Annotated in this window: 23 protein-coding genes; 8 read left to right on the top strand and 15 right to left on the bottom strand. The window is 69.0% G+C overall.

Annotation, left to right across the window (positions count from 1 at the left end; translation table 11 throughout):
* Nucleotides 1-3: 3 nt before the first annotated feature.
* Nucleotides 4-2103, top strand: a complete 2100-nt coding sequence (malQ, locus tag C7443_RS02220) for a 4-alpha-glucanotransferase (protein ID WP_246004503.1) — start codon at nt 4-6, stop codon at nt 2101-2103.
* A 131-nt stretch (nt 2104-2234) separates the two neighbouring features.
* On the opposite strand, the gene C7443_RS02215 is transcribed toward malQ, so the two are convergent.
* From C7443_RS02215 to C7443_RS02205, 3 genes are all read right to left on the bottom strand, one after another.
* Complete coding sequence (locus tag C7443_RS02215) at nt 2235-4736, bottom strand: glycogen/starch/alpha-glucan phosphorylase (RefSeq protein WP_110016937.1); 2502 nt, start codon at nt 4734-4736, stop codon at nt 2235-2237.
* 93 nt (nt 4737-4829) lie between these two features.
* A complete protein-coding gene (gene fghA, locus C7443_RS02210) occupies nt 4830-5672 on the bottom strand; it encodes an S-formylglutathione hydrolase (protein WP_110016936.1) in 843 nt (280 codons plus the stop codon).
* A gap of 62 nt (nt 5673-5734) precedes the next feature.
* Nucleotides 5735-6844 carry an S-(hydroxymethyl)glutathione dehydrogenase/class III alcohol dehydrogenase gene (locus C7443_RS02205; RefSeq protein ID WP_110016935.1) on the bottom strand — a complete coding sequence of 370 codons (1110 nt, stop codon included), beginning with the start codon at nt 6842-6844 and terminating at the stop codon, nt 5735-5737.
* A 253-nt stretch (nt 6845-7097) separates the two neighbouring features.
* On the opposite strand from C7443_RS02205, the gene C7443_RS02200 reads away from it, so the two are divergent.
* The 3 genes from C7443_RS02200 (at nt 7098) to dcd (ending at nt 11939) form a co-directional block, all read left to right on the top strand.
* Nucleotides 7098-10043, top strand: coding sequence for an HD domain-containing phosphohydrolase (locus C7443_RS02200; RefSeq protein WP_110016934.1), 2946 nt, complete (start codon nt 7098-7100; stop codon nt 10041-10043).
* A 135-nt stretch (nt 10044-10178) separates the two neighbouring features.
* Nucleotides 10179-11270, top strand: coding sequence for an iron-sulfur cluster carrier protein ApbC (apbC, locus tag C7443_RS02195; protein ID WP_110016933.1), 1092 nt, complete (start codon nt 10179-10181; stop codon nt 11268-11270).
* Between the two features lie 99 nt (nt 11271-11369).
* The gene (dcd, locus tag C7443_RS02190; protein ID WP_110016932.1) at nt 11370-11939 is read left to right on the top strand and encodes a dCTP deaminase; all 570 of its coding nucleotides are present in this window, start codon (nt 11370-11372) and stop codon (nt 11937-11939) included.
* Between the two features lie 6 nt (nt 11940-11945).
* Here dcd and C7443_RS02185 read toward each other — a convergent pair whose 3' ends face one another.
* From C7443_RS02185 to purM, 6 genes are read right to left on the bottom strand one after another with little or no spacing between them, the layout of a single operon-like run.
* Nucleotides 11946-12674, bottom strand: coding sequence for a DUF3108 domain-containing protein (locus tag C7443_RS02185; protein ID WP_110016931.1), 729 nt, complete (start codon nt 12672-12674; stop codon nt 11946-11948).
* Nucleotides 12671-13393: a DUF3108 domain-containing protein gene (locus C7443_RS02180; RefSeq protein WP_110016930.1), complete on the bottom strand. Its 723-nt coding sequence runs from the start codon at nt 13391-13393 to the stop codon at nt 12671-12673. Before C7443_RS02180 ends, C7443_RS02185 begins: the two co-directional genes overlap by 4 nt.
* The gene (locus C7443_RS02175) at nt 13390-13812 is read right to left on the bottom strand and encodes a secondary thiamine-phosphate synthase enzyme YjbQ (protein WP_110016929.1); all 423 of its coding nucleotides are present in this window, start codon (nt 13810-13812) and stop codon (nt 13390-13392) included. The genes C7443_RS02180 and C7443_RS02175 overlap by 4 nt, the downstream gene beginning before the upstream one ends.
* Before the next feature lie 6 nt (nt 13813-13818).
* The gene (locus C7443_RS02170) at nt 13819-14550 is read right to left on the bottom strand and encodes a DUF3108 domain-containing protein (RefSeq protein WP_110016928.1); all 732 of its coding nucleotides are present in this window, start codon (nt 14548-14550) and stop codon (nt 13819-13821) included.
* A complete protein-coding gene (gene purN / locus C7443_RS02165; protein WP_110016927.1) occupies nt 14547-15194 on the bottom strand; it encodes a phosphoribosylglycinamide formyltransferase in 648 nt (215 codons plus the stop codon). The genes C7443_RS02170 and purN overlap by 4 nt, the downstream gene beginning before the upstream one ends.
* Nucleotides 15191-16237: a phosphoribosylformylglycinamidine cyclo-ligase gene (gene purM / locus C7443_RS02160; RefSeq protein ID WP_246004502.1), complete on the bottom strand. Its 1047-nt coding sequence runs from the start codon at nt 16235-16237 to the stop codon at nt 15191-15193. The genes purN and purM overlap by 4 nt, the downstream gene beginning before the upstream one ends.
* Before the next feature lie 185 nt (nt 16238-16422).
* Here purM and C7443_RS02155 point away from each other — a divergent pair, with 185 nt between their 5' ends.
* From C7443_RS02155 to C7443_RS02145, 3 genes are read left to right on the top strand one after another with little or no spacing between them, the layout of a single operon-like run.
* Nucleotides 16423-16986, top strand: coding sequence for a CDP-alcohol phosphatidyltransferase family protein (locus C7443_RS02155; RefSeq protein WP_110016925.1), 564 nt, complete (start codon nt 16423-16425; stop codon nt 16984-16986).
* A complete protein-coding gene (locus C7443_RS02150) occupies nt 16976-18022 on the top strand; it encodes an AI-2E family transporter (protein WP_110016924.1) in 1047 nt (348 codons plus the stop codon). Before C7443_RS02155 ends, C7443_RS02150 begins: the two co-directional genes overlap by 11 nt.
* A gap of 7 nt (nt 18023-18029) precedes the next feature.
* Nucleotides 18030-18731, top strand: coding sequence for an HdaA/DnaA family protein (locus C7443_RS02145; protein ID WP_110016923.1), 702 nt, complete (start codon nt 18030-18032; stop codon nt 18729-18731).
* Nucleotides 18732-18744: 13 nt separating this feature from the next.
* Here C7443_RS02145 and C7443_RS02140 read toward each other — a convergent pair whose 3' ends face one another.
* Nucleotides 18745-20670 (bottom strand): ATP-binding cassette domain-containing protein, encoded by a 1926-nt coding sequence (locus C7443_RS02140; RefSeq protein WP_110016922.1) that lies wholly within the window; start codon nt 20668-20670, stop codon nt 18745-18747.
* Between the two features lie 52 nt (nt 20671-20722).
* Nucleotides 20723-21064 (bottom strand): DMT family protein, encoded by a 342-nt coding sequence (locus C7443_RS02135; protein ID WP_110016921.1) that lies wholly within the window; start codon nt 21062-21064, stop codon nt 20723-20725.
* A 68-nt stretch (nt 21065-21132) separates the two neighbouring features.
* Between C7443_RS02135 and C7443_RS02130 the strand changes: the two genes are divergently transcribed.
* A complete protein-coding gene (locus tag C7443_RS02130) occupies nt 21133-21474 on the top strand; it encodes a YqcC family protein (protein ID WP_110016920.1) in 342 nt (113 codons plus the stop codon).
* Nucleotides 21475-21478: 4 nt separating this feature from the next.
* On the opposite strand, the gene C7443_RS02125 is transcribed toward C7443_RS02130, so the two are convergent.
* From C7443_RS02125 to C7443_RS02110, 4 genes are all read right to left on the bottom strand, one after another.
* Entirely contained in the window at nt 21479-22945 is a 1467-nt protein-coding gene (locus C7443_RS02125; RefSeq protein WP_110016919.1) for a protein adenylyltransferase SelO, read from the bottom strand.
* Between the two features lie 14 nt (nt 22946-22959).
* Nucleotides 22960-24171 (bottom strand): MFS transporter, encoded by a 1212-nt coding sequence (locus tag C7443_RS02120; protein WP_110016918.1) that lies wholly within the window; start codon nt 24169-24171, stop codon nt 22960-22962.
* An 11-nt stretch (nt 24172-24182) separates the two neighbouring features.
* Nucleotides 24183-24983, bottom strand: a complete 801-nt coding sequence (locus C7443_RS02115) for a M48 family metalloprotease (RefSeq protein ID WP_170123454.1) — start codon at nt 24981-24983, stop codon at nt 24183-24185.
* A 275-nt stretch (nt 24984-25258) separates the two neighbouring features.
* Complete coding sequence (locus C7443_RS02110; protein WP_110016916.1) at nt 25259-25546, bottom strand: DUF6763 family protein; 288 nt, start codon at nt 25544-25546, stop codon at nt 25259-25261.
* Nucleotides 25547-25641: the final 95 nt, after the last annotated feature.

Genomic DNA, 25641 nt, shown 5'->3' with positions numbered 1-25641 from the left:
CACATGCGCCCCGCGTCCGAGACGATGGATGGCCCACTCGATGAACTGGCGCAGCGCGCCGGTCTTTCCCCACGCTGGACCGATTATCGTGGCATCGCGCGCCAGGTAGCGCCGGATGTGCTGCGCAGTGCGCTGGCTGCGCTCGGTTTTGCCGCCGACTCACCGGCGCGGGTGCGCGAAAGCCTCGCCGCCGTGCAGGCCGCGGCCGTCGGCACGCTGCCGGCGCTGTGCGTCGGCCGTGTCGGTGAAGCCCTGCCGTTGCCGCCGGCGCTCGGTCTGCGCCTGGCCGCGGGCAGCGTGGTGCGGCTGCATCTGGAAGACGGCAATCCGCTCGACGTGCGGCTGATCGGTGACGGCCGCGGCCGTTCGGCGCTGCCGGCGCTCGATGTGGCGCCGGGCTATCACATGCTCGAATGGGGCGCGAGCACCTTGCCACTGGCGCTGGCACCGGCGCGCTGCCCGGCGTTCGCCGAGCTGAGCGGACAGGCGCGCGGCTACGGCGTCGCCGTGCAGCTCTACAGTCTGCGCGGCCGGCACGACGCCGGCATCGGTGATTTTTCCGCACTCGCCGAGACGGCCGAAGTGCTCGGCCGGCACGGCGCGGCGGCGCTGGCGATCAGCCCGGTGCACGCGCTGTTCAGCGCCGACGTGCACCATTTCAGCCCGTACTCGCCGTCGAATCGGCTGTTCCTCAACGTGCTGCACGCCGATGCGCAGGCCGCCGGGCTGGGAGCCGAAGCGGCCGCCTGTGGCCTCGACCAGCCGGCGGCGGCGGGCGGCGAACTGGTCGACTGGCCGCAGGTCGCCCGCCAGCGTCAGGCCAGCCTGCGCCGGCTGTGGGATTACCTGTCGGCCTCGCTGATCGCCGGCATCGACCCGCTCGGTGCCGACTTCCAGCGCTTCGTGCGTGCCGGCGGCAGTGCGCTCGAACATCATGTGCGCTTCGAGCTGCTGCACGGTCTGCAGTACGGCAGCGATCCGGCGCGCTGGGATTGGCGCTCGTGGCCGGCGGAGCTGCAGCAGCCCGACGGGGTGCAGGTGCAGCGGCTCGCCGCCGAGCACATGCACGAGATCGGTTTCCACCGCTTCGTGCAGTGGGTCGCCGCCCGCGGGCTGGCGGCGGCGCAGGCCCAGGCCAGCGCCGCCGGCATGCCGATCGGCCTGATCGCCGACATTGCCGTCGGCACCAGCGCCGGCGGCAGCTACGCCTGGAGCCAGCCGCAGGACGTGCTCAGCGGCCTGTCGATCGGCGCGCCGCCGGACCTGCTCAACCGCTTCGGCCAGAAGTGGGGGCTCAGCACCTACACGCCGCAGGCGCTGCTGCGCCACGGCTATGCACCGTTCATCGATCTGGTGCGCGCTGCGCTGCGTCATGCCGGCGGCGTGCGCATCGACCACGTCCTCGGCCTGCGCCGGCTGTGGGTCGCCCCCGAGGGCGGTACCGGCGCCGATGGCGTCTACCTCGACTATCCGCTCGAAGACCTGCTGGCGCTGCTGGCGCTGGAGGCGCACCGCCACCGGGCGCTGGTGGTCGGTGAGGATCTCGGCACCGTGCCCGAGGGCATGCGCGAGCGCCTGGCCGATGCCGGCGTCGCCGGCATGTCGGTGCTGTGGTTCGAGCGTGACTACGGCTATTTCGTCGACCCCTCGCGCTGGTCCGAACATGCGCTGGCGATGAGCTCGACGCATGATCTGCCGACGGTCGCCGGCTGGTGGCGGGGCCGCGATCTCGACTGGCGGCAGCGCGTCGGCCATCTGCAGGCCGACAGCGAGGAATTCGCCGAGCGTGCGGCCGATCGCAAGGCGCTGTGGGGGGCGTTCGAATATGCCGGCGTGGCCCGTGGTGCGGCACCGGCGGTGGATCAGCCGGCGGCGGTGGTCGACGCGGCGCTGCGCTTCGTCGCCAAGGCACCGGCTGCGCTCGCGCTGCTGCCGATCGAGGATGTCTGCGGTCTGGAGGAACAGCCGAATCTGCCGGGCACCGTCGACGAGCACCCGAACTGGCGCCGGCGTCTGCCGCAGCCGGCGCCGGCGCTGCTGGCCACGCCGGCCGTCCGTGCGCGCCTCGATGCGTTGCAGGCGACGCGCGGTTCGCACAAGTAGGACACCGCCGGCCTGAGCGCCGGCGCACAGCCCGCGGCGCCGGCGTATCACCCGGCGGTCGTGGCACCGGTGTCGAGACGGGGGCTGGCGGCCGCTGACGGCGAGCGCAGGCCGCCGTCAGCGCCGTGCTTTCAGGACACCGGCAGCGGGTCGAGCTGCCAGATGTCGCTGGCGTACTCGCGGATCGCGCGGTCGCTGGAGAAGTAACCGACGCGCGCCGTGTTGAGGATCGCCTTGCGCGCCCACTGAGCGCGATCGCGGTAAGCCTCGCCGACCTGATCCTGGCAGGCGCAGTAGGCGGCGTAGTCGGCCAGCGCCAGGTAGTAGTCGCCGCCTTCGAGCAGGCTGTGGCGCAGCGGTGCCAGCACACCGGGTTCGCCCGGGGTGAAGTAATCCGAGCACAGCCAGTCGATGGCGGTGCGCAGATTGGCATCGGCGGCGTACCAGTCGGTCGAGCGGTAACCGCGCTTGCGCAGGGCCTCCACCTCCTCGACGGTCATGCCGAAGATGAAGATGTTGTCCTCGCCGACGGCGTCGCGGATCTCGATGTTGGCGCCGTCCAGCGTGCCGACGGTGAGCGCGCCATTGAGCGCGAGCTTCATGTTGCCGGTGCCCGAGGCCTCGGTGCCGGCGGTCGAAATCTGCTCGGAGACGTCGGCCGCCGGGATGATGCGCATCGCCAGCGACACGCGGTAGTTGGGCAGGAACACCACCTTGAGCCGGTCGCCGATGCGCGGATCGTTGTTGACGCGCATCGCCACCGAGTTGATTGCCTTGATGATGGTCTTGGCCAGCTCGTAACCGGGCGCCGCCTTGGCGGCGAAGATGAACACCCGCGGCGGAATGTCGAGCGACGGATTGTTCAGCAGGCGCCGGTACAGCGTCAGGATGTGCAGCAGGTTGAGGTGCTGGCGCTTGTACTCGTGCAGGCGCTTGATGTGCACGTCGAACAGCGCATCGGGGCTGACGGTGACGCCGCACTCGCGGGCGATGACTTCGGCAAGGCGTTCCTTGTTGGTGCGCTTGATCGCCATGAAGGCGTTCTGAAACGCCGCGTCGTCGGCCCACTGTTCCAGCTCGCCCAGACGCTGCAGATCGCGGGTCCAGCCGTGGCCGATGCGCTCGTCGATCAGCCTGGCCAGCGGCCGGTTGGCGTTGAGCAGCCACAGTCGCGGCGTGATGCCGTTGGTCTTGTTGTTGAAGCGCTCCGGCCACAGTGCATAGAAATCAGGGAACAGGCGCTCCTTGATCAGTTCCGAGTGGATCGCGGCGACGCCGTTGGTGGAATGGCTGCCGACCACCGCCAGGTTGGCCATGCGCACCGATTTGCCGTCACGCTCGTCGATGATCGACATTTCGCGCATGCGGTCGAGGTCGTTGGGCCAGTGCGCCAGCACCCGCTGCATCAGCTGGGCGTTGATCTCGAAAATGATCTGCAGGTGGCGCGGCAGCACGCGGCCGAACAGCGGCATGCCCCAGCGCTCCAGCGCTTCGGGCATCAGTGTGTGGTTGGTGTAGGCGAAGGTGCGGGTGACGATGTCCCAGGCACGGCCCCAGGGCAGTTCCTCCTCATCGAGGAGCACGCGCATCAGCTCAGCGATGGCGATCGCCGGATGAGTGTCGTTGATCTGGATGGCGACCTTGTCGGGGAAGGTGTCCCAGTCGGCCTCGCTGCGCCGCCAGCGGCGGATGATGTCGCGCAGCGAGCAGGCGACGAAGAAGTACTGCTGCACCAGGCGCAGCTCCTTGCCGTTCTCGGTGCGGTCGTTCGGGTAGAGCACCTTGGAGAAGCTCTCGGTCATCGCCTTTTCGCGTACCGCCTCGACGTAACCGCCCTCGTTGAACACCTGCAGATCGAATTCTTCCGAAGCGCGCGCCGACCACAGGCGCAGGAAGTTGACGGTGCCGGTGCCGTAGCCGGCGATCGGCACGTCGTAGGGCACGCCGAGCACTTCCTTGGCGCCGAGCCAGACCGGGTGTGGGTTGCCGCAGGCATCGAAGCGATCCTCGACATAGCCGTAGATGCGCACCGTCTGCGTGTAGTCCGGCCGGCACAGCTGCCACGGCGTGCCGTAGCGTGCCCATTCGTCGGGGTGCTCGACCTGATAGCCGTTGACGAACTCCTGGCGGAACAGGCCGAACTCGTAGTTGATGCCGTAGCCGATCGCCGGCAGGTCGAGCGTGGCCAGCGAATCGAGGTAGCAGGCGGCGAGGCGGCCGAGGCCGCCGTTGCCGAGCCCCATGTCGACCTCTTCCTCGCAGACCTCCCACAGGTCGATGCCCAGCTCGGCGAGCGCCGACTGCGTGGTGTCGAGCAGCCCGGCGTTGATCAGATTGCTGATCAGCATGCGCCCGATCAGGTATTCGAGCGACAGGTAGTACATGCGCTTGGTGTTGTGCGCGCTGTGCGTGGCCTGGGTCTGGATCAGCCGTTTGTAAATGCGGTCGCGCACCATGTGTGCGGTGCACAGCCACCAGTCGCGACGCGTGGCGTTCTGCTTGTGGCGGCCGAGGGTCGTCGCGAGGTGGTGCTCGATCTCGCGGCGGACTTCGGCGACGGACTCGGGTGCCAGTTTCTGGCATTCGAGACCAAGCGAAGCGTCGGGACTGATGGGTGCGGCAGGTGTCGACATTAGGGAGGCCTCGCGTCGCTGGGCTGGGAGTGACCGGCATCCATGCCGGGTATATTCCCAATGTGCAGCGAACCGTGCCTCCTGAAAAGGGTATTAACGTTGCAAATACCCCGCGAGCCAGTCCAGGTGCTCGCCGATGAAGCTGCCGATGAAGTGGTAGCTGTGGTCGTAGTCGGGCTGCATGCGCAGTTCGAGCGGGATGCTGCGGGCGGCGCAGGCGGCCTGCAGGGCCTCGGGGTGCAGCTGCTCGGCGAGGAATTCATCACCACTGCCCTGATCGATCAGCAGCGGCAGCGGCGTGGCGCCGTCCTCGATCAGGCAGGTCGCGTCCCAGGCGCGCCAGCTCGAACGGTCTTCGCCGAGGTAGGCGCTGAACGCCTTCACGCCCCACGGGCAGGCCAGCGGGTGGCAGATCGGCGCGAAGGCCGAGGCGGCGCGGTACAGCCCCGGATTGCGCAGCGCCAGCACCAGCGCGCCGTGGCCGCCCATCGAGTGGCCGCTGATCGCGCGCACGCCGGCGACGACCGGAAAGTTGGCTTCGATCAGTTCGATCAGTTCACGGCTGACGTAGTCGTGCATGTGGTAGTGCGTCGACCACGGCGCCTGCGTGGCCTCGACGTAGAAGCCGGCGGCCTGGCCGAGGTCGTAGCCCGGGTCGTCCGGCACCTCGGCGCCGCGCGGGCTGGTGTCGGGGATCACCAGGGCCAGGCCGAGTTCTGCGGCGTAGCGCTGGGCGCCGGCCTTGACGCGGAAATTATCGTCGCTGCAGGTCAGGCCCGAGAGCCAGTACACCGCCGGCACCGGGCCATGCTCGGCCTGCGGCGGCAGGTAGATCGAGAAGGTCATCGTGCAGCGGCAGCTGACCGAGGCATGCGTGTAGCGCTCCAGCCAGCCGCCGTGCTCGCGGATACGCTCGACGCGTTCGAGGTTGAGCATCGTTGGGGAATCCTTGGACGGGCCGGCCGCGCGCGGGCGGCCGGCGGAGAAGGGCGGGGCGGTCAGAAGACGATGACCGAGCGGATGCTCTTGCCTTCGTGCATCAGATCGAACGCCTTGTTGATGTCTTCGAGGCCGAGGACATGAGTGACCATCGGATCGATCTTGATGGTGCCGTTCATGTAGTTTTCGACGTAGCCCGGCAGCTGCGTGCGGCCCTTGACGCCACCGAAGGCCGTGCCTTTCCAGGTGCGGCCGGTGACCAGCTGGAACGGCCGCGTGTGGATTTCCTTGCCGGCACCGGCGACGCCGATGATCGTCGACACGCCCCAGCCCATGTGCGTGCATTCCAGCGCTTCGCGCATCACCTCGACGTTGCCGATGCACTCGAAGGAGTAGTCGACGCCGCCGTTGGTCATCTCGACGAGGACTTCCTTGACGCTGACGCTGTGGTCTCGCGGGTTGACGCAGTCGGTGGCACCGAGCGCGCGTGCCATTTCGAACTTCGCCGGGTTCATGTCGACGGCGATGATGCGGCCGGCCTTGGCCATCACCGCGCCCTGGATCACCGACAGGCCGATGCCGCCGAGACCGAACACGGCGACCGTCGAGCCCGGCTCGACCTTGGCGGTGTTGAGCACCGCACCGATGCCGGTGGTGATGCCGCAGCCGAGCAGGCAGACCTTGTCGAGCGGGGCGGCGGGATTGATCTTGGCCAGCGCGATCTCCGGTACCACGGTGTACTCGCTGAAGGTCGAGCAGCCCATGTAGTGATAGATCGGCGAGCCGTTCTTGCTGAAGCGGCGGGTGCCGTCGGGCATGTAGCCGGTCCACACCGTCGAGGCGATCGACTGGCACAGGTTGGTCTTGGTCGAGGCGCAGTATTCGCAGTGGCCGCACTCGGGAATGTAGAGCGGGATGACGTGGTCGCCGGGCTTGAGCGTCTTCACGCCGGGGCCGACTTCCTCGACGATGCAACCGCCCTCGTGACCGAGCACGCAGGGGAAGACGCCTTCCGGGTCGTCACCGGAGAGGGTGAAGGCGTCGGTATGGCAGACGCCGGTGGCAACGACGCGCAGCAGCACCTCACCTTCGCGCGGGCCTTCGACATCGATTTCGGTCACGTCCAGCGCTTGCTTCGGTGCCCAGGCTACGGCGGCTCTGGCTTTCATGGATCGGCGATCTCCCTGAGTGGTGAAAAGGGTGCGCGGGTGCGCGCACCGGCAGGATAGGCGCAGCGGCCGGGCGACGGAACAGCGCCGGCCGACGGCCGCTGCACGCACCAGTGTGCTTGCAAGCGCGGCCGGCTAATGTTCCATATGCGGCATCGGCCTGACGCGGTGCGGCATCACCGCGACGCGGGATGCAGCGGACACGCGCCGCCTGCCGGGGCACCCGCGCCGCGCGCGCCTTGCGAGAACCGTGATGTCTCAGTCCCAGCGTCGCCACTATTCCCTGCAGGTGGAGATCACCGTGCTGATCGTCGTCATGGTTGCGACGGTGGCCGGTGCGGTGATCACACTGAACTACCTGCGCACCGCCGAACTGCTCGAACGAGCCGTCGACGATTACTTCGAGCGTCTGCAGAGCGAGACGCTCTACGACGTGCAGGGCCTGTTCGCGCCGGTCGGCATGGCGGTCGACCTGCTGGCGCTGCAGCCGATCGTGCAGGCGAAGACGCTCGATGAGCGCCTCGCCCAGGCGCGCTTTCTCGCCGCCACGCTCGAACGCCTGCCGACGCTCGCCGCGCTGGAGATCGGCTACGCCGACGGTGATTTCTTCCTGCTGCGGCGGCTGGCGGCGGAGCCGGCGTCGAGTGCCGCCGCCGCGATCGGCGCACCGTCCGACAGCCGTTATCTGGCGCAGAGCATCGAGCGCGGCAGCGGCGTGGCGCAGGCCCGCTTCGTCTACCTCGATGCCGGCCTGCAGGTGCTGCGCAGCGACGAGCGCCCGGATTACGCCGCGCTCGATCCGCGCACGCGGCCCTGGTACCGCGCGGCGCTGGCCGCGACGCCGGGGCGGCGGGCTTTCAGCGGGCCGTATCGTTATTTCCTCAGCGACGAGGTCGGGCAGACCGTGGCGCTGCACAGCACGCAGGCCGATGCCGTGGTCGCCGCCGACATCACGCTGCAGGGCCTGTCGGCGCACCTCGGGCGCAGCCTCAAGTTCGCCGATACGCAGATCGCCGTGCTCGATGCCGCAGGGCGGGTGCTGGCGCAGAACGCGCTGGCCCACCACGCGGCACTGGCGCGCAGCGACGCCGAGCTGCCGCGCATCGACATGTACGGTGCGAGTGCACTGTCGGCGCTGGTGGCAAGCGCGGTGCAGCAGCCCGAGCTTGCCCAGCGCGCACATGCTTTTTCCGCGCAGGGGCGCGACTGGCGCGGTGTGCTGGTACCGCTGGAAAGCCGCGGCGCACCGGGCTATCGGCTGGCGGTGGCGGTGCCGGTTGCCGTGCTGCTGGCGGATGCGCGGGCGCTGCTCAACCACGGCCTGCTGCTGGCGCTGCTCATCGCCGTGGTGGCGATGCTGCTCGGCCTGCTGCTGGCGCGACTGATCGCGCGGCCGCTGCAGGCGCTGGCGCGCGAGGCCGATGCCATCCGCCGCTTCGAGTTCGCGGCGCCGGTGGCGGTGGGCTCGGTGGTGAGTGAAGTCGATGCGCTGGCGGAGACGCTCGACCGGCTCAAGCGCACCATCCGCAGTTTCCTCGATCTGTCGGTATCGACCGCTGCCGAGCCGGACTTCGAGCGGCTGACCGCCAGCCTGCTGGCGCATACGCTGGACATCGCCGCCGCCGATGCCGGCCTGCTGTATTTCCTCGATGAACGGGGCGATGCCTTCGAGGTGGTTGGTGCGCGGCTGCGCGACGGCCGCGCACTCGAACTGAGCGCGCGCTTCTCGACGCAGGAGATCGAGCGCCTGCTGGTGCAGCCCGGCGGCACGCAGGCGCAGTGGCTCGCCGCCGAGGCAGCTCCCGAACACCTGCAGCCGCTGTTCGCCGCGCTCGGCGCCGGGCGCCTGGCGCGGGTGCCGGTGCCGCTGCACGATCGCAGCGGCACGCTGCTCGGCGGCATCGTGCTGTTCCTCGGTCACGTGCCGGACCCGGCGCAGCTCGATTTCATCCGCGCGCTGTCGGGCACGGCGGCGATCGCGCTCGAAGCACGCCAGCTGATCCGCGCGCAGAAGGCGCTGTTCGACGCGCTGATCAAGCTGCTCGCCGATGCCATCGACGCCAAGAGCCCGTATACCGGCGGCCACTGCGCCCGCGTGCCGGTGCTCGCCGAAATGCTGGCGCGTGCCGCCTGCGCCGAGCGCGAGGGGCCGTTCGCCGGCTTCACGCTGAGCCCGAGCGAGTGGGAGGCGCTGCATGTCGCCGCCTGGCTGCATGACTGCGGCAAGGTCACCACGCCGGAGTACGTTGTCGACAAGGCGACAAAGCTCGAAACGCTGTATGACCGCCTGCATGAAGTGCGCATGCGCTTCGAGGTGCTCAAGCGCGATGCCGAAATCGACTACTGGCGGGCCCGCGCCGACGGCGCGGATGACGCCGCCGCGAGTGCCCGCCGCGATGCCGCCTGGCAGGCGCTGGATGATGATTTCGCCTTCGTCGCGCGCTGCAATCAGGGCGGCGAGTTCCTCGCCCGCGCCGCCATCGAGCGCCTGCAGGCCATCGCCCGGCGCACCTGGCGGCGCACGCTCGATGACCGCATCGGCCTGTCGCAGGAGGAGCTGGCGCGCAAGGCGCGCATGCCGGCGCCGCCGCTGCCGGTCGACGAACCGCTGCTCGCCGACCGCCCCGAGCACCGCATCGAGCGTGGCGAGCGCGAATGCATCGCGCCAGACAACCCCTGGGGGTTTCGCGTCGAGGTGCCGGAGCTGCTCTACGATCGCGGCGAACTGAAGAATCTGTGCGTCGAACGCGGCACCATCTCCGCCGAAGAGCGCTTCAAGATCAACGGCCACATGATCGAGACCATTCGCATGCTCGAACGTCTGCCGTTTCCGCGCCACCTGCGGGCGGTGCCGGAGATCGCCGGCGGCCACCACGAGACCATGGACGGCACCGGCTACCCGCGCCGGTTGCGCGGCGAGCAGATGAGCGTGCTGGCGCGGATGATGGCGATTGCCGATATCTTCGAGGCGCTGACCGCAGCCGACCGGCCGTACAAGCCCGGCAAGAAACTCTCCGAGGCGCTGGCGATCATGGCGCGCATGCGCGATGCGGCACACATCGACGGCGAGCTGTTCGCCCTGTTCCTGCGCGCCGGGGTCTGGCGTGACTACGCCGCCGCGCACGTCGCCGCCGGGCAGATCGACAACGTCGACATCGCGGCCTACCTGCGCCGCGCCGGCGGCACGGATCTTTCATGAGGGGACGCTGAGTCCCGCATGGCAGGAACCGCAGTTTTCCGCGGGTTTTATGCAGCGGGCGCTTGGTTAGAATGCACGCCCGTCCCGTTGCGCGGGACCAACCGTTTTTTCTGAAGCATTGCGGAGGCAGTACTCATGTCGAGCCCGACCCGGCAGCAGGTGGATGCGGCGCTGCAGGCTTACGTGGAACCGTATCTGACCAAGGATCTGCTGGCAGCGAAGTGCGTCAAGGACGTCCGTATTGCCGGTGACAGCGTCGAGGTCGACGTCGAACTCGGCTTCCCCTGCGGCAACTACGGTGCGACGCTGGCCGCCGAATTGCGCGCGCGTCTTGAGGCCGTGCCCGGCGTTGCACGTGCCGAGGTCAAGGTCAGCAGCCGCGTCATCGCCCACGAGGTGCAGAAGGGGCTCAAGCCGCTGCCGAACGTGAAGAACGTCATCGCCGTAGCCTCCGGCAAGGGCGGTGTCGGCAAGTCGACCACCTCGGTCAATCTGGCGCTGGCGCTGGCCGCCGACGGCGCCACCGTCGGCATCCTCGATGCCGACATCTACGGCCCGTCGCAGCCGCGCATGCTCGGCGTGATGCAGCAGCCGGAGTCGACCGACGGCAAGTCGATCGAGCCGGTGCCGAGCCTCGGCCTGCAGTCGATGTCGATCGGTTACCTGATCGACGAGGAAACGCCGATGGTCTGGCGCGGGCCGATGGCCGTGCAGGCGCTGGAGCAGCTGTTGCGCGACACGCGCTGGAAGGACCTCGACTATCTGGTCATCGACCTGCCGCCGGGCACCGGCGACATCCAGCTGACGCTGGCGCAGAAGGTGCCGGTGTCGGGGGCGGTGATCGTCACCACGCCGCAGGACATTGCCCTGCTCGATGCGCGCAAAGGCCTGAAAATGTTCGAAAAGGTCCAGGTACCGATCCTCGGCATCGTGGAGAACATGTCGATCCACATCTGTTCGCAGTGCGGTCACGCCGAGCACATCTTCGGCGAGGGCGGCGGCGAGCGCATGGCGGCGCAGTACGAGGTGAGCTTCCTCGGCAGCCTGCCGCTCGATATCCGCATCCGCGAGGAGACCGATTCCGGCTGCCCGACGGTGGCCGCCGAGCCCGACGGGACGATCGCGATGATGTATCGCGACATCGCCCGCCGCACCGCGGCCAAGCTGTCGCTGAGTGCGCGCGACTACAGCCACAAGTTCCCGAACATCGTCATCCAGAAGACCTGAGACGGCCTGAGCATCGTCAGGCCGGGGGCGCGCCGTTATACTGCGCGCCCTTTTTTTCGTCTGCCGTCAGGCGCTTCGCCACGGCTGCAGGAGCTTTCCGTGAGCATCAAGTCCGACCATTGGATCCGGCGCATGGCCGCCGAGCAGCACATGATCGAGCCCTTCGAGCCGGGTCAGGTGCGCGCCAGCGCCGATGGCCAGAAGATCGTTTCGTACGGTACTTCGAGCTACGGCTACGATGTGCGCTGTGCCGATGAATTCAAGGTCTTCACCAACGTCCACTCGACGGTGGTCGACCCGAAGGCCTTCGACGAGCGCAGCTTCGTCGAGGTGCGCGGCGAGCGCTGCATCATCCCGCCGAACAGCTTCGCGCTGGCGCGCACCGTCGAGTACTTCCGCATCCCGCGCGACGTGCTGGTGGTCTGCCTCGGCAAGAGCACCTATGCGCGCTGCGGCATCATCGTCAACGTCACGCCGCTGGAGCCGGAATGGGAAGGGCACGTGACGCTGGAGTTCTCCAACACCACGCCGCTGCCGGCGGTGATTTACGCCAACGAGGGCGTGGCGCAGATGCTGTTCTTCGGTGGCGACCAGGTCTGCGATGTTTCCTACGCCGATCGCGGCGGCAAATACCAGGGCCAGGTCGGCGTCACGCTGCCGCGTACCTGAGCGGCATCACTCGCGCGCCCAGTCGCTCAGTGTGAAGCGCGCTTTTTCGCGGCCGGCGCGCAGGCGGCTGCCGCTGGCCGGCAGCCAGTCGAGCTCCGGCGCCAGCCAGATGACGATGCGCAGCGTGTCTTCACCCTCGCGCAGCTCGCGTACGCAGTCGTAGCGCTCGGTCAGCAGCGGCCCGCGGCCGGTGTCGATGCGTTCCACGCCCTGGCGCACGATGCTGTAGCGGCGCAGACCCTCGTGATCCGGTGTCTGCCAGAAGTTCGGCGGCTCGCGACCGGCACGGCGCGCATCGCCGATGGCGAGCATCAGCGCGAACGGGTCGCCGGTGCCGGCGTCGAGGGCATCGTGGCGTTCGCTGCCGTTGTAGTCGACGTCGAGCTGCCGCTGTGTCCAGTCGTAGTGCACGACGACGCGGGCGTCGAACGGCGAGTCGACGCGGATGGCGAAGTCGAGCGGCCGGTCGCCGGCCGCGTCGTGCTCGACCAGAAAGCGTGCATCGCCGAGTTTGCCGAGCAGCAGGCCGACCAGGCCGGTGCCGTCGGCGCGCGCCGTTACCAGCAGGCGGCCCTGTGCGTCGAGACGACCGTGCACTTCGGCGGTGCCGACATTGAAGCCGGCGGCACCGAGCACGTAGTGCGCGTGAAACGGCACCTGCGGTGCGGCTTCGGTCGCCGGCGCCAGACCGAGCAGCAGCAGGCCGGCGCGGAGCGTCGCGGGCGCAGCGTTCATGGATGGCTCAGGGCTTCGAGCTGCACACGCGCTTTTTCGACCTGTTTGCGACTGCGCACGCCGAGCACCGGCAGCCAGTCGTCCTCCGGCGACAGCCAGACGGTGATGCGTACCTTGTTGCCGCCGCCGCTGCGCGCCAGTTCGTATTTTTCGGTCTGCCGCTGTCCGAGCACGGTGTCGAGGTTTTCCTCGCCGAGGGCCTGGATGCGGTATTCCTTGACGCCGTCGGCGTAGGGGACGCGCAGCAGCGTCGGTGCCGCGATGCCGGCACGCCGTGCTTCCAGCAGGCGCACGAGAAATGCCATGGGGTCGGCGAGCGTGTCGTCGAGCGCCAGGGTTTCGGGCAGACGGTCACCGTGGCGGGCGATCAGCTGCGCCGCCCCCCAGTCGTAGCTCAACGTGGTCGCGGCGGTGAACGGCGGGTTGGCGTGCACCATGAAGCTCAGCGGCCGGCTGCCGTCGCCGGTATCGACCGAGAACAGCTCGGCGCGGCCGAGCTCGCCGAGAAAGCCACTGACGCCGCCGCCTTCGACGCGCAGCGTCAGCGTGCTGCCGTTGGTTTCGTGGCGGTTTTGCAGCAGGGCACTGGCGACGGTGACGCCGCGCGTCTGCAGCGCGTAGCGCGCACTCCACTCCGGCAGCGGCTCGGCGACGGATGCGGCGGTGAGGGCCAGCGCGGCGAGCGCCAGCGATACCCGCAAGCGCATGCGGCTTTTCATGCCGCCTCGCCGTGTACGGTGACGATCACACGCCGCCGGTGTGCGGCATGGCGGTGCTCCCACAGGTACACGCCCTGCCAGGTGCCGAGCGCCAGCCGGCCGGCGCGCACCGGCAGTGTCAGTTCGCTGGCGGTCAGCACCGAGCGGATGTGTGCGGCCATGTCGTCGGGCCCTTCGGCATCGTGCGCGTACCAGGGCGCACCGTCAGGTGCGATGCGCTGCAGGAAGCGTTCGAGGTCGCGACGCACGTCGGGGTCGGCGTTCTCGCTGAGCAGCAGCGAGGCGCTGGTGTGGCAGATGAAGACGTGGGCCAGCCCGGTATGAATGCCGCTGCGGCTGACGATCGCGGCGATCTGTGCGCTGATCTCCTGTGTGCCGCGGCCGCGGGTGGCGATGTCGAGCGTTTCCTGCAGGATCATGGCGCGTTATGGATCGGGGACGCCGTGGGCGTCGAGCAGGGTCATGCGCAGCGTCTCGCGGCCCTTGCGCAGCTGCACGATCTGCACCGGCAGCCAGCCCAGCCGCGGCGAAAACCACAGCCGCAGCACTTTCTTGTCGCCGGGCTGGCCGCGATCCAGGCGCACCGCATCGAGCGCGCCGAGCCCGGTCTGCACCGTCTCGTGGCCTTTTTCGCTGACCGTGTACTGGCTGGGGGTGGCGTCATCGACCAGCTCGACGCTGCCGAGCGGCTGGCCGCTGCGCAGCCGCCACATCACCAGCAGCTGCAGGCCGAGCGGGTCGACCATCTGCGGGCGCAGCTCCAGCTCGGCCTGGCGGCCGTCGTCGAGGACGTAGACCTTGCCGGCCTGACGGTCGAAGCGAATGCGTGTCAGTTCCTCGTCCTTGCCGCCGCTGCGCTCGTGCAGATAGCGATCGGGCAGCGGTCCATCGGCGCTGAAGCGGCCTTCGGCCTCCTCGCGCAGGCGGTCGGGCACCATCATCGCGAACGGTCCCTTGGCACTGGCGGTCGACAGCATGCGGTAGTGCTCGCCGTCGCGTTCGAGGCGCACCACCGCCTCGCCGATGGTCAGCCCGGAGAAGGCGAGGGTGTAGCGCGCGCTGAACGGCGGCAGGCCGTCGGTGGTCGGGGCCGCCAGCGCCAGTGCCGGCAGCAGGCAGGCAGCCGCCAGCAGGCCGAGCGCGCGCCTGGGGGTCATGGTGTCAGCCGCCGCGGCTGCTGCAGCGGTTCGCCGTCGAACAGCACGCCGTCACCGTCGAGGCGCACGCGGCCGCGGGCGCACCAGTCGATCGCCTGCGGGTAGAGGCGATGTTCCTGTTCGAGCACGCGTGCCGCCAGCGTATCGGCATCGTCGCCCGCCAGCACCGGTACCACTGCCTGCGCGAACACCGGCCCGCCGTCGAGCTCCGGCGTGACGAAGTGGATGCTGGCGCCGTGCTCGGTTTCGCCGGCGGCGATCGCCCGTTCGTGGGTGTGGGTGCCGCGGAACTTCGGCAGCAGCGAGGGGTGGATGTTGAGCATGCGTCCGCGGTAGTGCTGGCAGAACCCGGTTTCGAGGATGCGCATGAAGCCGGCGAGGATCACCAGATCCGGCGCGTAGCGGTCGATCCGTTCGGCGAGCGCGGCTTCGAAGCTTGCGCGGTCGGCGAAGTCGCGGTGGTCGAGTTCGAGCGCCGGCACGCCGGCGGCGCGGGCGCGCTCTAGGCCGTAGACCCCCGGCCGGTTGCTGATCACCGCGCGCACCTCGGCCGCCAGCGAGCCGTCGGCGCAGGCGTCGAGAATGCTCTGCAGATTGCTGCCGCGCCCGGAGATCAGTACCACCAGGCCGGCTTTGCCGCTCACGACACGAACTCCACGCGCGCACCGTTGGTCGCGGCGTCGATGTGGCCGAGTACCCAGGCCTGTTCGCCGGCGGCGCAGAGGATCGCCAGGGCGCGGTCGACATCGTTCGGCGCGACGCATACCACCATGCCGACGCCGCAGTTGAAGGTGCGGAACATCTCGGCCTCGGCGACGCCGCCCTGCTCCTGCAGCCAGCGGAACACCGCCGGGCGCTCCCAGCTCAGCGTGTCGATGACCGCACGGGTGCCGTCGGCGAGCACGCGCGGCAGATTGTCGGGCAGGCCGCCGCCGGTGATGTGGGCGAAGGCGTGGACGCCGATGCTCTCCAGCAGCTTGAGCAGCGGCTTGACGTAGATGCGCGTCGGCGCCAGCAGCGTGCGTCCGAGCGTGGTGTTGCCGAAGGCGTCGTCGAGGCTGGCGCCGCTGACGCTGAGGATCTTGCGGATCAGCGAATAGCCGTTGGAGTGCGGGCCGCTGGATGCCAGGCCGATCAGCACGTCACCCGGTGCCACCTTGCTGCCGTCGAGGATGCGGTCTTTCTCGACGACGCCGACGCAGAAGCCGGCGAGGTCGTAGTCCTCACCCTCGTACATGCCGGGCATCTCGGCGGTCTCGCCGCCGACCAGCGCGCAACCGGCCTGGGCGCAGCCGTCGGCGATGCCCTTGATGACGGTGCTGGCGGTGTCGACGTCGAGGCGGCCGGTGGCGTAGTAATCAAGGAAGAACAGCGGTTCGGCGCCGGCGACGACGATGTCGTTGGCGCACATCGCCACCAGGTCGATGCCGATGGTGTCGTGGATGCCGCTTTCCAGCGCCAGGCGCAGCTTGGTGCCGACGCCGTCGGTACCGGAGACCAGCACCGGCTGGCGGTAGCGGTCGAGCGGCAGCTCGAACAGCGCGCCGAAGCCGCCGAGACCGCCGAGCACGCCGGGACGACTGGTGCGCTTCGCGTGCGGCTTGATGCGTTCGACCAGTGCTTCGCCGGCATCGATATCGACACCGGCATCGCGGTAGCTGAGGGAAGGTCTGGATGACTCGGTCACGGGGGCATACCTGATGCTTGCGGAAACTTTTCGGGGGGCGCGGGCGCCCGTGCGGCTGCGCGCGAGGCCGGCCATTCTACACGCCGACCCGTGGCGCGCGCGCCGAGGCGTCGATTTGACAAGGCTCCGGCGGCTTACCCACACTCCGCCGGTCACGTCCCGCCCCCGACTGACGGATGGCCCGCTTGGAGCTGCGACATCTCCCCAATCTGATCACCGTGCTGCGCATCCTGCTGGTGCCGCCGCTGCTGTGGCTGCTGCTGCACGAGCGCTTCACGCCGGCGCTGCTGCTGTTCGTGCTCGCCGGCGTGTCCGATGCGCTCGACGGTGCATTGGCCAAGGGCTTCGGCTGGACCAGCCGCCTCGGCGGCATCCTCGACCCGATCGCCGACAAGCTGCTGCTGGTCGGCTGCTTTCTGGTGCTCGGCCTCGGCGGTGAGCTGCCATTGTGGCTGATGGTGCTGGTCATCGGCCGGGACCTGCTGATCATTATCGGCGCGGTTGCTTACCAGTGGCTGATCGAGGACTTGCAGGCGGCGCCGACCTGGGTGTCGAAGTGCAACACGCTGGCGCAGCTGACGCTGATCTTCGCGCTGCTGCTCAACCATGGCGCCTGGACGCTGCCGCCGCTGCTGCTGCATCTGCTGATCTACGTCACCGCGCTGCTGACGCTGTGGAGCGGCTTCGATTATGTGCAGCGCTGGGGACGCAAGGCTCGTCAGCAGGGCAGGCGCCGCGATGGCTGCTGAACTGCGCGTCGGCTTCTGGCTGCTGCTGCTCGGCGGCCTGCTGTGGCTGCTGGCGCCGGTGCTGACGCCGTTCCTGTTCTCGGCGATCCTCGCCTACCTCGGCGACCCGCTCGCCGATCGCCTGGAAGCCTGGGGCCTGTCGCGCACCGCGGCGGTGGTCAGCGTGTTCGTCACGCTGATCGGCAGTCTGCTGCTGTTGCTGCTGGTGATCGTGCCGAGTCTCGAACGCCAGCTGGTCAATCTGGTGCAGCAGGGGCCGGCGGTGCTCGACTGGCTGAAGCACAGCGGCCTGCCGTGGCTGCGTGATCATCTGCCGATCGATACGGCGCTGGTCGACATCGACGCGCTCAAGGGCGAGCTGACGCAGGCGCTCGGCAAGGCTGGCGGCATCGTGCAGACGCTGCTGGCGACCGCGGCGCGCTCGTCGAGCGTGGTCATCGGTTTTCTGGTCAACCTGTTTCTGGTGCCGGTGCTGACCTTTTATCTGCTGCGCGACTGGGACGTGCTGGTGGCGCGCATCCGCGCCCTGCTGCCGCGGCGCATCGAACCGCCGGTCAGCGCGCTGGCGGCGGAGACCAACGAGGTGCTCGGCGCATTCCTGCGCGGGCAGTTCGCGGTGATGCTGGCGCTCGGCGCAATCTATGCCGTCGGCCTGACGCTGCTCGGCCTGCATTACGGGCTGTTGATCGGCCTGCTCGCCGGGCTGGTCAGCTTCGTGCCGTACATGGGCTTCATCGTCGGCATCGGCGTGGCCGGCGTCGCCGCGCTGGTGCAGTACCAGGATCTGCTGCACGTGACCCTGGTCGCCGGCGTGTTCGCCATCGGTCAGGCACTTGAAGGCACGGTGCTGACGCCGCGGCTGGTCGGCGAGCGCATCGGTCTGCACCCGGTCGCGGTGATTTTCGCGGTGCTGGCCGGCGGCCATCTGTTCGGGTTTTTCGGCGTGCTGCTTGCGCTGCCGGTGGCGTCGATCGTCATGGTGCTGCTGCGCCATACGCACGACCGCTACCTTGCCAGCGATCTCTACGAAGGCTGATGTCGCCATGAGTGCGCAGATTCCACTCGGTTTCAATGCCCGCGAGCGGGCGAGCTTCGACAATTTCCTCGCTGGCGCCAACACTCCGGCGATCGAGCGGCTGGCGCGTTTCACCGGGCAGCCGGGTGAGCCGGTGATCTATCTGTGCGGACCGGCCGGCTCCGGGCGCACACACCTGGTGCAGGCGGTATGCAATGCCGCCAGCGCGCGCGGCCAGAGCACCGTGCGCATCGGCCTGCAGGCGGCCGAGCGCCTGCCGCTCGCCGCCCTCGACGGCATGGAGAACGTCGCCGTGGTCTGCGTCGACGATCTCGACGCGGTGGCCGGTGATACCGCTTGGGAAGCGGCGCTCGACGCACTGATCGGGCGCCTGCACCACGTCGGTGGCGGGCTGCTGGTCACTGCCGATCGCCCGGTCGCCGAGCTGCCGCACGCCGGCCTGCGCGAGCGTCTGGAGTCGGCGATGAGCTTCGAGCTGCAGCCGCTCGATGCCGCCGGCCGCGCGGCGTTACTGGCCGCGCGTGCCGGCCGGCGCGGCCTGCTGCTGCCGGCAGATGTCACCGCGCTGCTGCTGCGCCACTGCAGCGACCATCCGGCTCGCCTGATCGCCGCACTCGATACTGTCGAACAGGTGGTACTCGACGGCCGCCGCCGCCTCGGGGTGGCCAGCGTGCGCACTGCACTGAAGGCCGCCGGCCTGCTCGATTGAGGCGCGGCGCGGCTCAGCCCTGTGCGTTGATGGTTTCGATCTGCTCGCTCAGCTCCAGCCACTGTTCTTCCAGGCTGTCGACGCGCTGGGCGAGGCTGGCCTGGCGGGCGAGTGCACCGCGCAGCTCGGTCTTGCGGGCCTCGGCGTAGATCGTGGTGTCGGCGAGCAGGGCTTCGACGGCGGATTTTTCCTGGTTGCATTGTTCGAGCTGCTTGTCGACCTGCGCGAGCTTGCGTTCGAGCGGCTTGCGCAGGTTCGCCAGCCGCTGGCGTTCGGCGGCGTCGAGGCGCTTCTGCTCGCGGCGTTCCGCGGCGCTGTTGCCGCTGGCCGGTTTCGGCTCCTCGCTGGCGGCCCTGGCGGCTTTCTGCCGCTCGGCGAGCCAGTCGCGGTAATCGTCGAGATCGCCGTCGAACGGGCGCACGCGGCCTTCGCCGACCAGCAGGAAGGCGTCGGTGGTCGAGCGCAGCAGGTGGCGGTCGTGGGAGACGACGATCAGCGCGCCGGCGTAGTCCTGCAGCGCGAGGTTGAGCGCGTGGCGCATGTCGAGGTCGAGGTGGTTGGTCGGCTCGTCGAGCAGCAGCAGATTGGGGCGCTGCCAGACGATCAGTGCCAGCGCCAGCCGCGCCTTTTCGCCACCGCTGAACGGTGCGATCGGCTCCAGTGCGCGATCGCCGCGAAAATCGAAGCCGCCGAGGAAGTTGCGGATGTCCTGCTCGGAGACCGTCGGCGACAGCGCCTGCACGTGCTGCACCGCCGAGCGTTCGGGGCGCAGCACTTCGAGCTGATGCTGGGCGAAGTAGCCGATCGCCAGGCCCTGTCCCTCGCTGCGGCTGCCGGCGCTCAGCGCGATCTCGCCGGCCAGCGCCTTGATCAGCGTCGACTTGCCGGCGCCGTTGGGACCGAGCAGGCCGAGCCGCGTGCCCGGCTGGATGGTCAGCTTGACCCGCTGCAGTATTTCGCGGCCGGGATAGCCGATCGCCGCCTCGTCGAGTGCAAGCAGCGGATGCGGCATCGCGCGCGGTTCTTCGAAGGCGAAGGAAAACGGCGAGTCGACGTGTGCGGCAGCGATCAGCTCCATGCGCCCCAGCGCCTTGATGCGGCTCTGCGCCTGCCGCGCCTTGGTGGCCTTGGCGCGGAAGCGGTCGATGTAGCTCTGCAGGTGCGCGATCTCGCGCTGCTGGCGCTCGTGCGCCTGCTGCTGCTGGGCGAGCTTCTCGGCGCGCTGGCGCTCGAAGGCTTCATAGTTGCCGGGGTAGAGGCTGATGCCGAGCTGCTCGACGTGGGCGATGGCGTCGACCACGTTGTCGAGGAAGTCGCGGTCATGCGAGATCAGCAGCAGCGTGCCGGGGTAGCTGCGCAGCCAGCCTTCGAGCCAGATCACCGCGTCGAGGTCGAGGTGGTTGGTCGGCTCGTCGAGCAGCAGCAGGTCGGAGCGGCACATCAGCGCGCGGGCGAGGTTCAGGCGCATGCGCCAGCCGCCGGAGAAGCTCGCCACCGGCCGCTGCAGATCGGCCTGGGCGAAGCCGAGGCCGGCCAGCAGCTGCGCGGCACGCGTGCGCGCCGTCCAGCCGTCGATGGCATCGAAGCGCGCATGCAGTTCGCCGAGGCGCAGGCCGCAGTGCTGCGGATCGGCCTCGGCGGCGGCGAGTTCGGCCTCGATCGCGCGCAGCTCGCGGTCGCCGTCGAGGGCGTAGTCGAGCGCCGGCGTATCGACGCCCGGGGTTTCCTGGGCGACGTGGGCGATGACCCATTTCGGCGGCAGGTCGACGTCACCGCGATCGGCGTGCAGCTCGCCGCGCAGCAGCGCGAACAGCGAGGACTTGCCGCTGCCGTTGGCGCCGGTGACGCCGACCCGCTGTCCGGGGAAGATCGTCAGGCTGACGTTTTCAAACAGCGGCTTGCTGCCGCGCTGCAGGCTCAGGTTCTTCAGGGCTAGCATCGGCGGATCGGGGCTGGAGGTGGCGGGGGCGCCACGATAGCAGGACTGCGCATCAGCTGCGGAAGATGAAGTACACGGCGCCGAGCAGGCACAGGCCAGCCCACAGGTAGTCGAGCTTCAGCGGCTGGCCCATGTAGAACACGGCGAAGGGCACGAACACGCCGAGCGTGATGGTTTCCTGCAGGATTTTCAGCTGGCCGATGTCGTAGGTGCCGTGACCGATACGGTTGGCCGGCACCTGGATCAGGTATTCGAACAGCGCGATGCCCCAGCTCGCCAGCGCCGCGATCCACCATGGCCGGTCGGCGAGGTTTTTCAGGTGCGCATACCAGGCGAACGTCATGAACACATTGGAGAGGATCAACAGCGCGGCGGTCTGCAGGATGACGGGCATGGAGCGGGTCTGCGCGAGGGCGGTGCGCTATTCTCGCGCCCTCGCTGATCGAGCACCAAGGCCCTCGCATGACTGAACGCCATACCGCGCTGATCGCCGCGCTGTTCGAGCTGGAAGCCGAACTGCGCCGGCTCGAACTCTGGGAAGCCGAGGCGCCGGGCGCCGACTGCTTCGCCAGCACCGTGCCGTTCTGCCACGACACGATGTTCTTCCATCAATGGCTGCAGTGGGTGCTGCTCCCGCGCCTCGGTGAGCTGCTGGAGCTCGGCACGCTGCCGCCGTTCCCGAGCCAGATGGCCGAGCTCGCCGAGCTGACCTGGGAGAGCACCGACCTCGACGCCGCCGGGCTGATCGCCCTGCTGCGGCGCATCGACCGGCTGCTCGGCGAGCCGGCTCCGCGCCGCCACTGACGGCTCAGGACGAGCAGCTGACCTCGATGTCACGCGCCCAGTCCGGCGGCGGGGCATCGCAGTCGGCGGCTTCGGGATGTTCGTCACAGGGCGTGCGCAGGATGTGTAGCAGGCGATCGATCTCGGCGTAGTCGCCTGCCTGGGCGCGCTCGATCGCGCGCTGCGCCAGCCAGTTGCGCAGCACGTATTTCGGATTGACGCGGTTCATGCGCGCGGCGCGTTCGGCGTCGTCGGAGCCTTCGGCGCGCAGGCGCTCGGCGTAGCGCACGGCCCAGGCGGCGCAGCGTTCGCGGTCGACGAAGTGATCGAGCAGCGCCGTGTTGTCAGCGTCGCGCCGGAAGTTGGCCAGCAGGCGCCAGGTCTGCGTGTAGTCGTTGCGGTAGGCGGCGAGCAGGTCGAGGAAGGCGATGATCAGTTCCGGGTCTTCCGCGCGGGTCTCGCGCAGGCCGAGCTTGGCGCGCAGCAGGTCGAAGTAGCAGGACTCGAAGCGATCGCCGTAGCTGTCGAGCAGCGGACGCATCGCCTCGCGCGGCGCCAGCGGGCTCAGTGCGGCTTCCAGGCAGGCGAGGTTCCACCAGCCGATCTGCGGCTGGCGCTTGAAGGCGTAGCGGCCGGCGGCGTCGGAGTGATTGCAGATGAAACCGGGGTAGTAACCGTCAAGGAAGCCGAACGGGCCGTAGTCGATGGTCAGGCCGAGGATCGACATGTTGTCGGTGTTCATCACGCCGTGGGCGAAGCCGACGGCCTGCCAGGCGGCGAGCAGGCGGGCGGTGCAGTCGACGGCGTGCTCGTAGAGGCCGAGATAGCGCTCGGGCTTGGGCCGTTCGGCGAGCTCGGGCAGGTGATGCTCGATGACGAAGTCGGCCAGCTGCGCCAGGCGTTCGTGGCGGCCGGAGTGGGCGTAGTACTCGAAGTGACCGAAGCGGATGTGCGTCGGTGCCAGCCGCACCAGGATCGCACCGGTTTCCAGGGTTTCGCGGTAGACCGGGCCGTCGGAACCGATGATCGCCAGGGCCTGCGTGCTGGGAATGCCGAGGCCGGCCATCGCCTCCGAGCACAGGTACTCGCGGATCGTCGAGCGCAGCACGGCGCGGCCATCGCCCATGCGTGAGAACGGCGTCGGCCCGGCGCCCTTGAGCTGCACTTCCCAGCGTTCGCCGTGGGGGTCGCGCAGCTCGCCGAGCAGCAGCGCGCGGCCATCACCGAGCTGCGGCACCCAGCCGCCGAACTGGTGGCCGGCATAGACGGTGGCGATCGGCTTGGCGCCGCGCGGCAGCTGATGACCGGCGCACAGCGCGACGAAGGCGGGGTCGTCGGCGAGCGCCGGGTCGAGGCCGAGCCGCTCGAAGGCGCCCGGATTGGCGTGCACCAGGTGATGCGAACCGTGCGGGATAGGTAACACCCGCTCGTACATGTCGTCTGGAAGTTCGAGGTAACGCAGGTCGAAATCGAGTGGTAGGCGGGCGTTCATCTGCCTGATCTCCCTCAGGAATCGCGGGCGCTGGCGGCGGCGTCGCGGGCGGTGAGGCGGTGGCTGAGCCAGGACATCAGCAAAGGCTGTGCCACGGCCAGTGATGCCGCCAGCATGGCGACCTGCGGCATGCCGAGCAGGCGGCCATCGGCGGCGTTGGTGAGCATCTGCGCCGACAGGAAACTGCCGCTGGCCAGTGCAATGTGCTGCGTGGCATTAGAGATCGCCATGAAGCCGGCGCGTTCCTGCGCGCGCGGCACGGCGGTGGTCAGGCTGCTGGCGCTGACGTTGCGCATCGCGTTGCAGGCCATGAACAGGGCGAAGAACACCATCACCGGCACGCCGCTGGCGAAGACGTAGCCGATGAGGATCGAGGCGATCAGTCCGACGGTTGCCAGTGATGCGGTGCTGACGGCACCGACGCGGTCGGCCATCCAGCCGGCCAGTCGCGTGGTGAAAAAGCTGATCGCGCCGCCGACCAGATAAAGCATGCCGATGTCGGTGCGCGGATAGCCGAGATTGAGCTGGATGAACGCCGAGATGTTGGGGATGACCAGAAAGCCCGCGATCATGCCACTCATGCCGGTGAGGTAGGCGATGCGCATGTCGAGCGGGCGCAGCAGCCGCAACAGGCCGCTTTCACGCGGATGGGCGAGGTGGGCGCGCTGCGCTGGCAGGCGCGCGGCGAGCACGGCGATCAGCAGCAGTCCGCTCGCGCCGACGAAGATGAACGGCGCCCGCCAGTCGAACCACTGCGCCAGCTGCAGGCCGATCGGCACGCCGATGACCGAGGCCAGCGAGAACGCGCCCATGATGGCGCCGAGCGCGCGGCCGCGCCGCTGTGGCGCGACGGCGTCGACGACGATCGACATCGACAGCGCCGAGGCCGGGCCGCCGAAGGCGCCGGCGAGCACGCGGCTGGCCAGCAGCATCGTCAGGTCCGGGGCGAAGGCGCCGGCAAGGTGGCCGAGGCTCATGCCGCAGGCGGCGAGCAGCAGGGCATGGCGGCGGTCGAAGCGGTCGAGGATGCTCGAACTCAGCAGTCCACTGACGGCGGCGGCAGCGGTATAGGCGCCGGCGATCCAGCCGAGCTTGGCGGCGGGGATGCCGAGCGCCGCGGCGAAGTCCGGGCCGAGCGGCATCACCATCATGAAGCCGACCAGCAGCATGAACTGCACACTGCCGAGCAGCGCGATCAGCGCGCGCTCGGAAAGCGGGGCGGGCACGCCGGCAGGGCTCAGAAGGTGTACTCGCCGGGCTCGCGGCCGCCGCACTCCGGACGCTGGTTGCGCAGGCGCCGGTTGTCGAAGTCCTGAATGGCCTGGGGCGGGACGCTGGCCAGTGCCGACAGGCGGCCGTGATCGGCCGGGTGCATGGTCAGGATCTCGGGCGTCGTGCCGTTGCCGGCGGCGGCGAGCGCACGCTCGGCCTGCAGCGCCTTCCAGGCGTGTTCGGCGGCGGCCGGGTTGAAGCCGGCACGCCCCATCAGCTGCAGGGCCGTCTGATCGGCGGTGGCCTCCTGTGCGGCATCGAAGGGCTGCAAGGTGCCGAGCGAGGGGCCTACACCGAGCACACCGAGGGTTTCGCGGCTCACCGGCGTGCCGAGTGGCAACGGATGTTCGGCGGCGCGCGCGCTGATGTCCCCCGCCTGCTGGTGGGCGATCATGTGAGCGATGACGGCTGCCAGCCGGTCCTGGTTGTCGAGTACGCGCAGCAGACCGGCGGTGAGACCGATGTCGCCGCCCGGCAGAGCAAAGGCGTTCGGCGAATTGTCGATGAAGACCGTGACCCGCCAGTTGCCCGGATCACCCGGCAGAGCTCGGATCAGCGCATCGGCGACGCAGCGCACGTAGCTGTTGGTTTCGCGCTCACGCAGCAGCGGCTGCGTGTCGCGCAGCTGATCGGTGGCCTCGCGGGCGGTGGTTTCCAGCTGCTGTGGTGTGAGCACACTGCGTGGTCGCAGATCGGTGCTTTCGCCCTGGCCGGCGCAGGCGCCGAGCAGCAGGGCCGCGGCGAGAAGAGGCAGGTACGTTCTCATCGGAAACCTCGAAGCGGAGCGCAGGCACGGCGGCCGGTGGTTGGGGCGCCCGAGCATACGCGCCCGCCCGCGAGGCAGCCAATCGGGGCACAGGCGGACGCCCATGCTCGCGGCGCGCCGATACGGTCGGCACACACCGCCGCGAAACGTTGGCTTCAAGGCGTCGAGACAGGCTGCAGACAGAGCGGATACCCGCCGCCGAAGCACCGGGATAGAGAATGATGCAGGCGGATAGCGCTGACGGCCGCGAGTGAGCGTGCCGTGCAGGGGCTCACTCAGTCCACTTCTCCGAGTGGATCTTCGCGGCTGCGCCGGGTGTCGGCATCGGAATAGCCGAGATCCTCGCCGTTGAGATCGTCGAATGCGCCATTCCAGTCGTCGGGTGTGTCGATACCTTCGAGCACCATGTCGTACCAGGCATCGAGCTCGATTTCTTCGACCTCACCCTCCTGATACTGGATTTCGACGGTACGGGCATCTTCATCGAAGGCAACGACTTCGAAGCAGCCCTGAGATTCGAGGTCGCGGTACCAGTTGCCGACGATCGGGTCCATGTCACTCATCGGTGGCCTCCGTCTTCATGCGGTCCACGTAGGAATCATCGGTGTAGCGCCTAGGACTTGCAATGCTGCCTGCGCAATAGCTTTCGCTAAATGAA

Source organism: Plasticicumulans acidivorans, from assembly GCF_003182095.1.
In the GTDB taxonomy this organism is placed as follows: domain Bacteria; phylum Pseudomonadota; class Gammaproteobacteria; order Competibacterales; family Competibacteraceae; genus Plasticicumulans; species Plasticicumulans acidivorans.
Note: the sequence above shows the minus strand (reverse complement) of the source record. Positions and strands in the feature narration are given on the sequence as shown.

What these genes read in the sequence shown, in the direction of transcription:
- malQ (WP_246004503.1), top strand. Translation starts at nt 4, where the DNA reads ATGCGCCCCGCGTCCGAGACGATGGATGGCCCACTCGATGAACTGGCG.
- C7443_RS02215 (WP_110016937.1), bottom strand. Translation starts at nt 4,736, where the DNA reads ATGTCGACACCTGCCGCACCCATCAGTCCCGACGCTTCGCTTGGTCTC.
- fghA (WP_110016936.1), bottom strand. Translation starts at nt 5,672, where the DNA reads ATGCTCAACCTCGAACGCGTCGAGCGTATCCGCGAGCACGGCGGCTGG.
- C7443_RS02205 (WP_110016935.1), bottom strand. Translation starts at nt 6,844, where the DNA reads ATGAAAGCCAGAGCCGCCGTAGCCTGGGCACCGAAGCAAGCGCTGGAC.
- C7443_RS02200 (WP_110016934.1), top strand. Translation starts at nt 7,098, where the DNA reads ATGTCTCAGTCCCAGCGTCGCCACTATTCCCTGCAGGTGGAGATCACC.
- apbC (WP_110016933.1), top strand. Translation starts at nt 10,179, where the DNA reads ATGTCGAGCCCGACCCGGCAGCAGGTGGATGCGGCGCTGCAGGCTTAC.
- C7443_RS02185 (WP_110016931.1), bottom strand. Translation starts at nt 12,674, where the DNA reads ATGAACGCTGCGCCCGCGACGCTCCGCGCCGGCCTGCTGCTGCTCGGT.
- C7443_RS02180 (WP_110016930.1), bottom strand. Translation starts at nt 13,393, where the DNA reads ATGAAAAGCCGCATGCGCTTGCGGGTATCGCTGGCGCTCGCCGCGCTG.
- C7443_RS02175 (WP_110016929.1), bottom strand. Translation starts at nt 13,812, where the DNA reads ATGATCCTGCAGGAAACGCTCGACATCGCCACCCGCGGCCGCGGCACA.
- C7443_RS02170 (WP_110016928.1), bottom strand. Translation starts at nt 14,550, where the DNA reads ATGACCCCCAGGCGCGCGCTCGGCCTGCTGGCGGCTGCCTGCCTGCTG.
- C7443_RS02150 (WP_110016924.1), top strand. Translation starts at nt 16,976, where the DNA reads ATGGCTGCTGAACTGCGCGTCGGCTTCTGGCTGCTGCTGCTCGGCGGC.
- C7443_RS02145 (WP_110016923.1), top strand. Translation starts at nt 18,030, where the DNA reads ATGAGTGCGCAGATTCCACTCGGTTTCAATGCCCGCGAGCGGGCGAGC.
- C7443_RS02140 (WP_110016922.1), bottom strand. Translation starts at nt 20,670, where the DNA reads ATGCTAGCCCTGAAGAACCTGAGCCTGCAGCGCGGCAGCAAGCCGCTG.
- C7443_RS02135 (WP_110016921.1), bottom strand. Translation starts at nt 21,064, where the DNA reads ATGCCCGTCATCCTGCAGACCGCCGCGCTGTTGATCCTCTCCAATGTG.
- C7443_RS02130 (WP_110016920.1), top strand. Translation starts at nt 21,133, where the DNA reads ATGACTGAACGCCATACCGCGCTGATCGCCGCGCTGTTCGAGCTGGAA.
- C7443_RS02125 (WP_110016919.1), bottom strand. Translation starts at nt 22,945, where the DNA reads ATGAACGCCCGCCTACCACTCGATTTCGACCTGCGTTACCTCGAACTT.
- C7443_RS02115 (WP_170123454.1), bottom strand. Translation starts at nt 24,983, where the DNA reads ATGAGAACGTACCTGCCTCTTCTCGCCGCGGCCCTGCTGCTCGGCGCC.
- C7443_RS02110 (WP_110016916.1), bottom strand. Translation starts at nt 25,546, where the DNA reads ATGAGTGACATGGACCCGATCGTCGGCAACTGGTACCGCGACCTCGAA.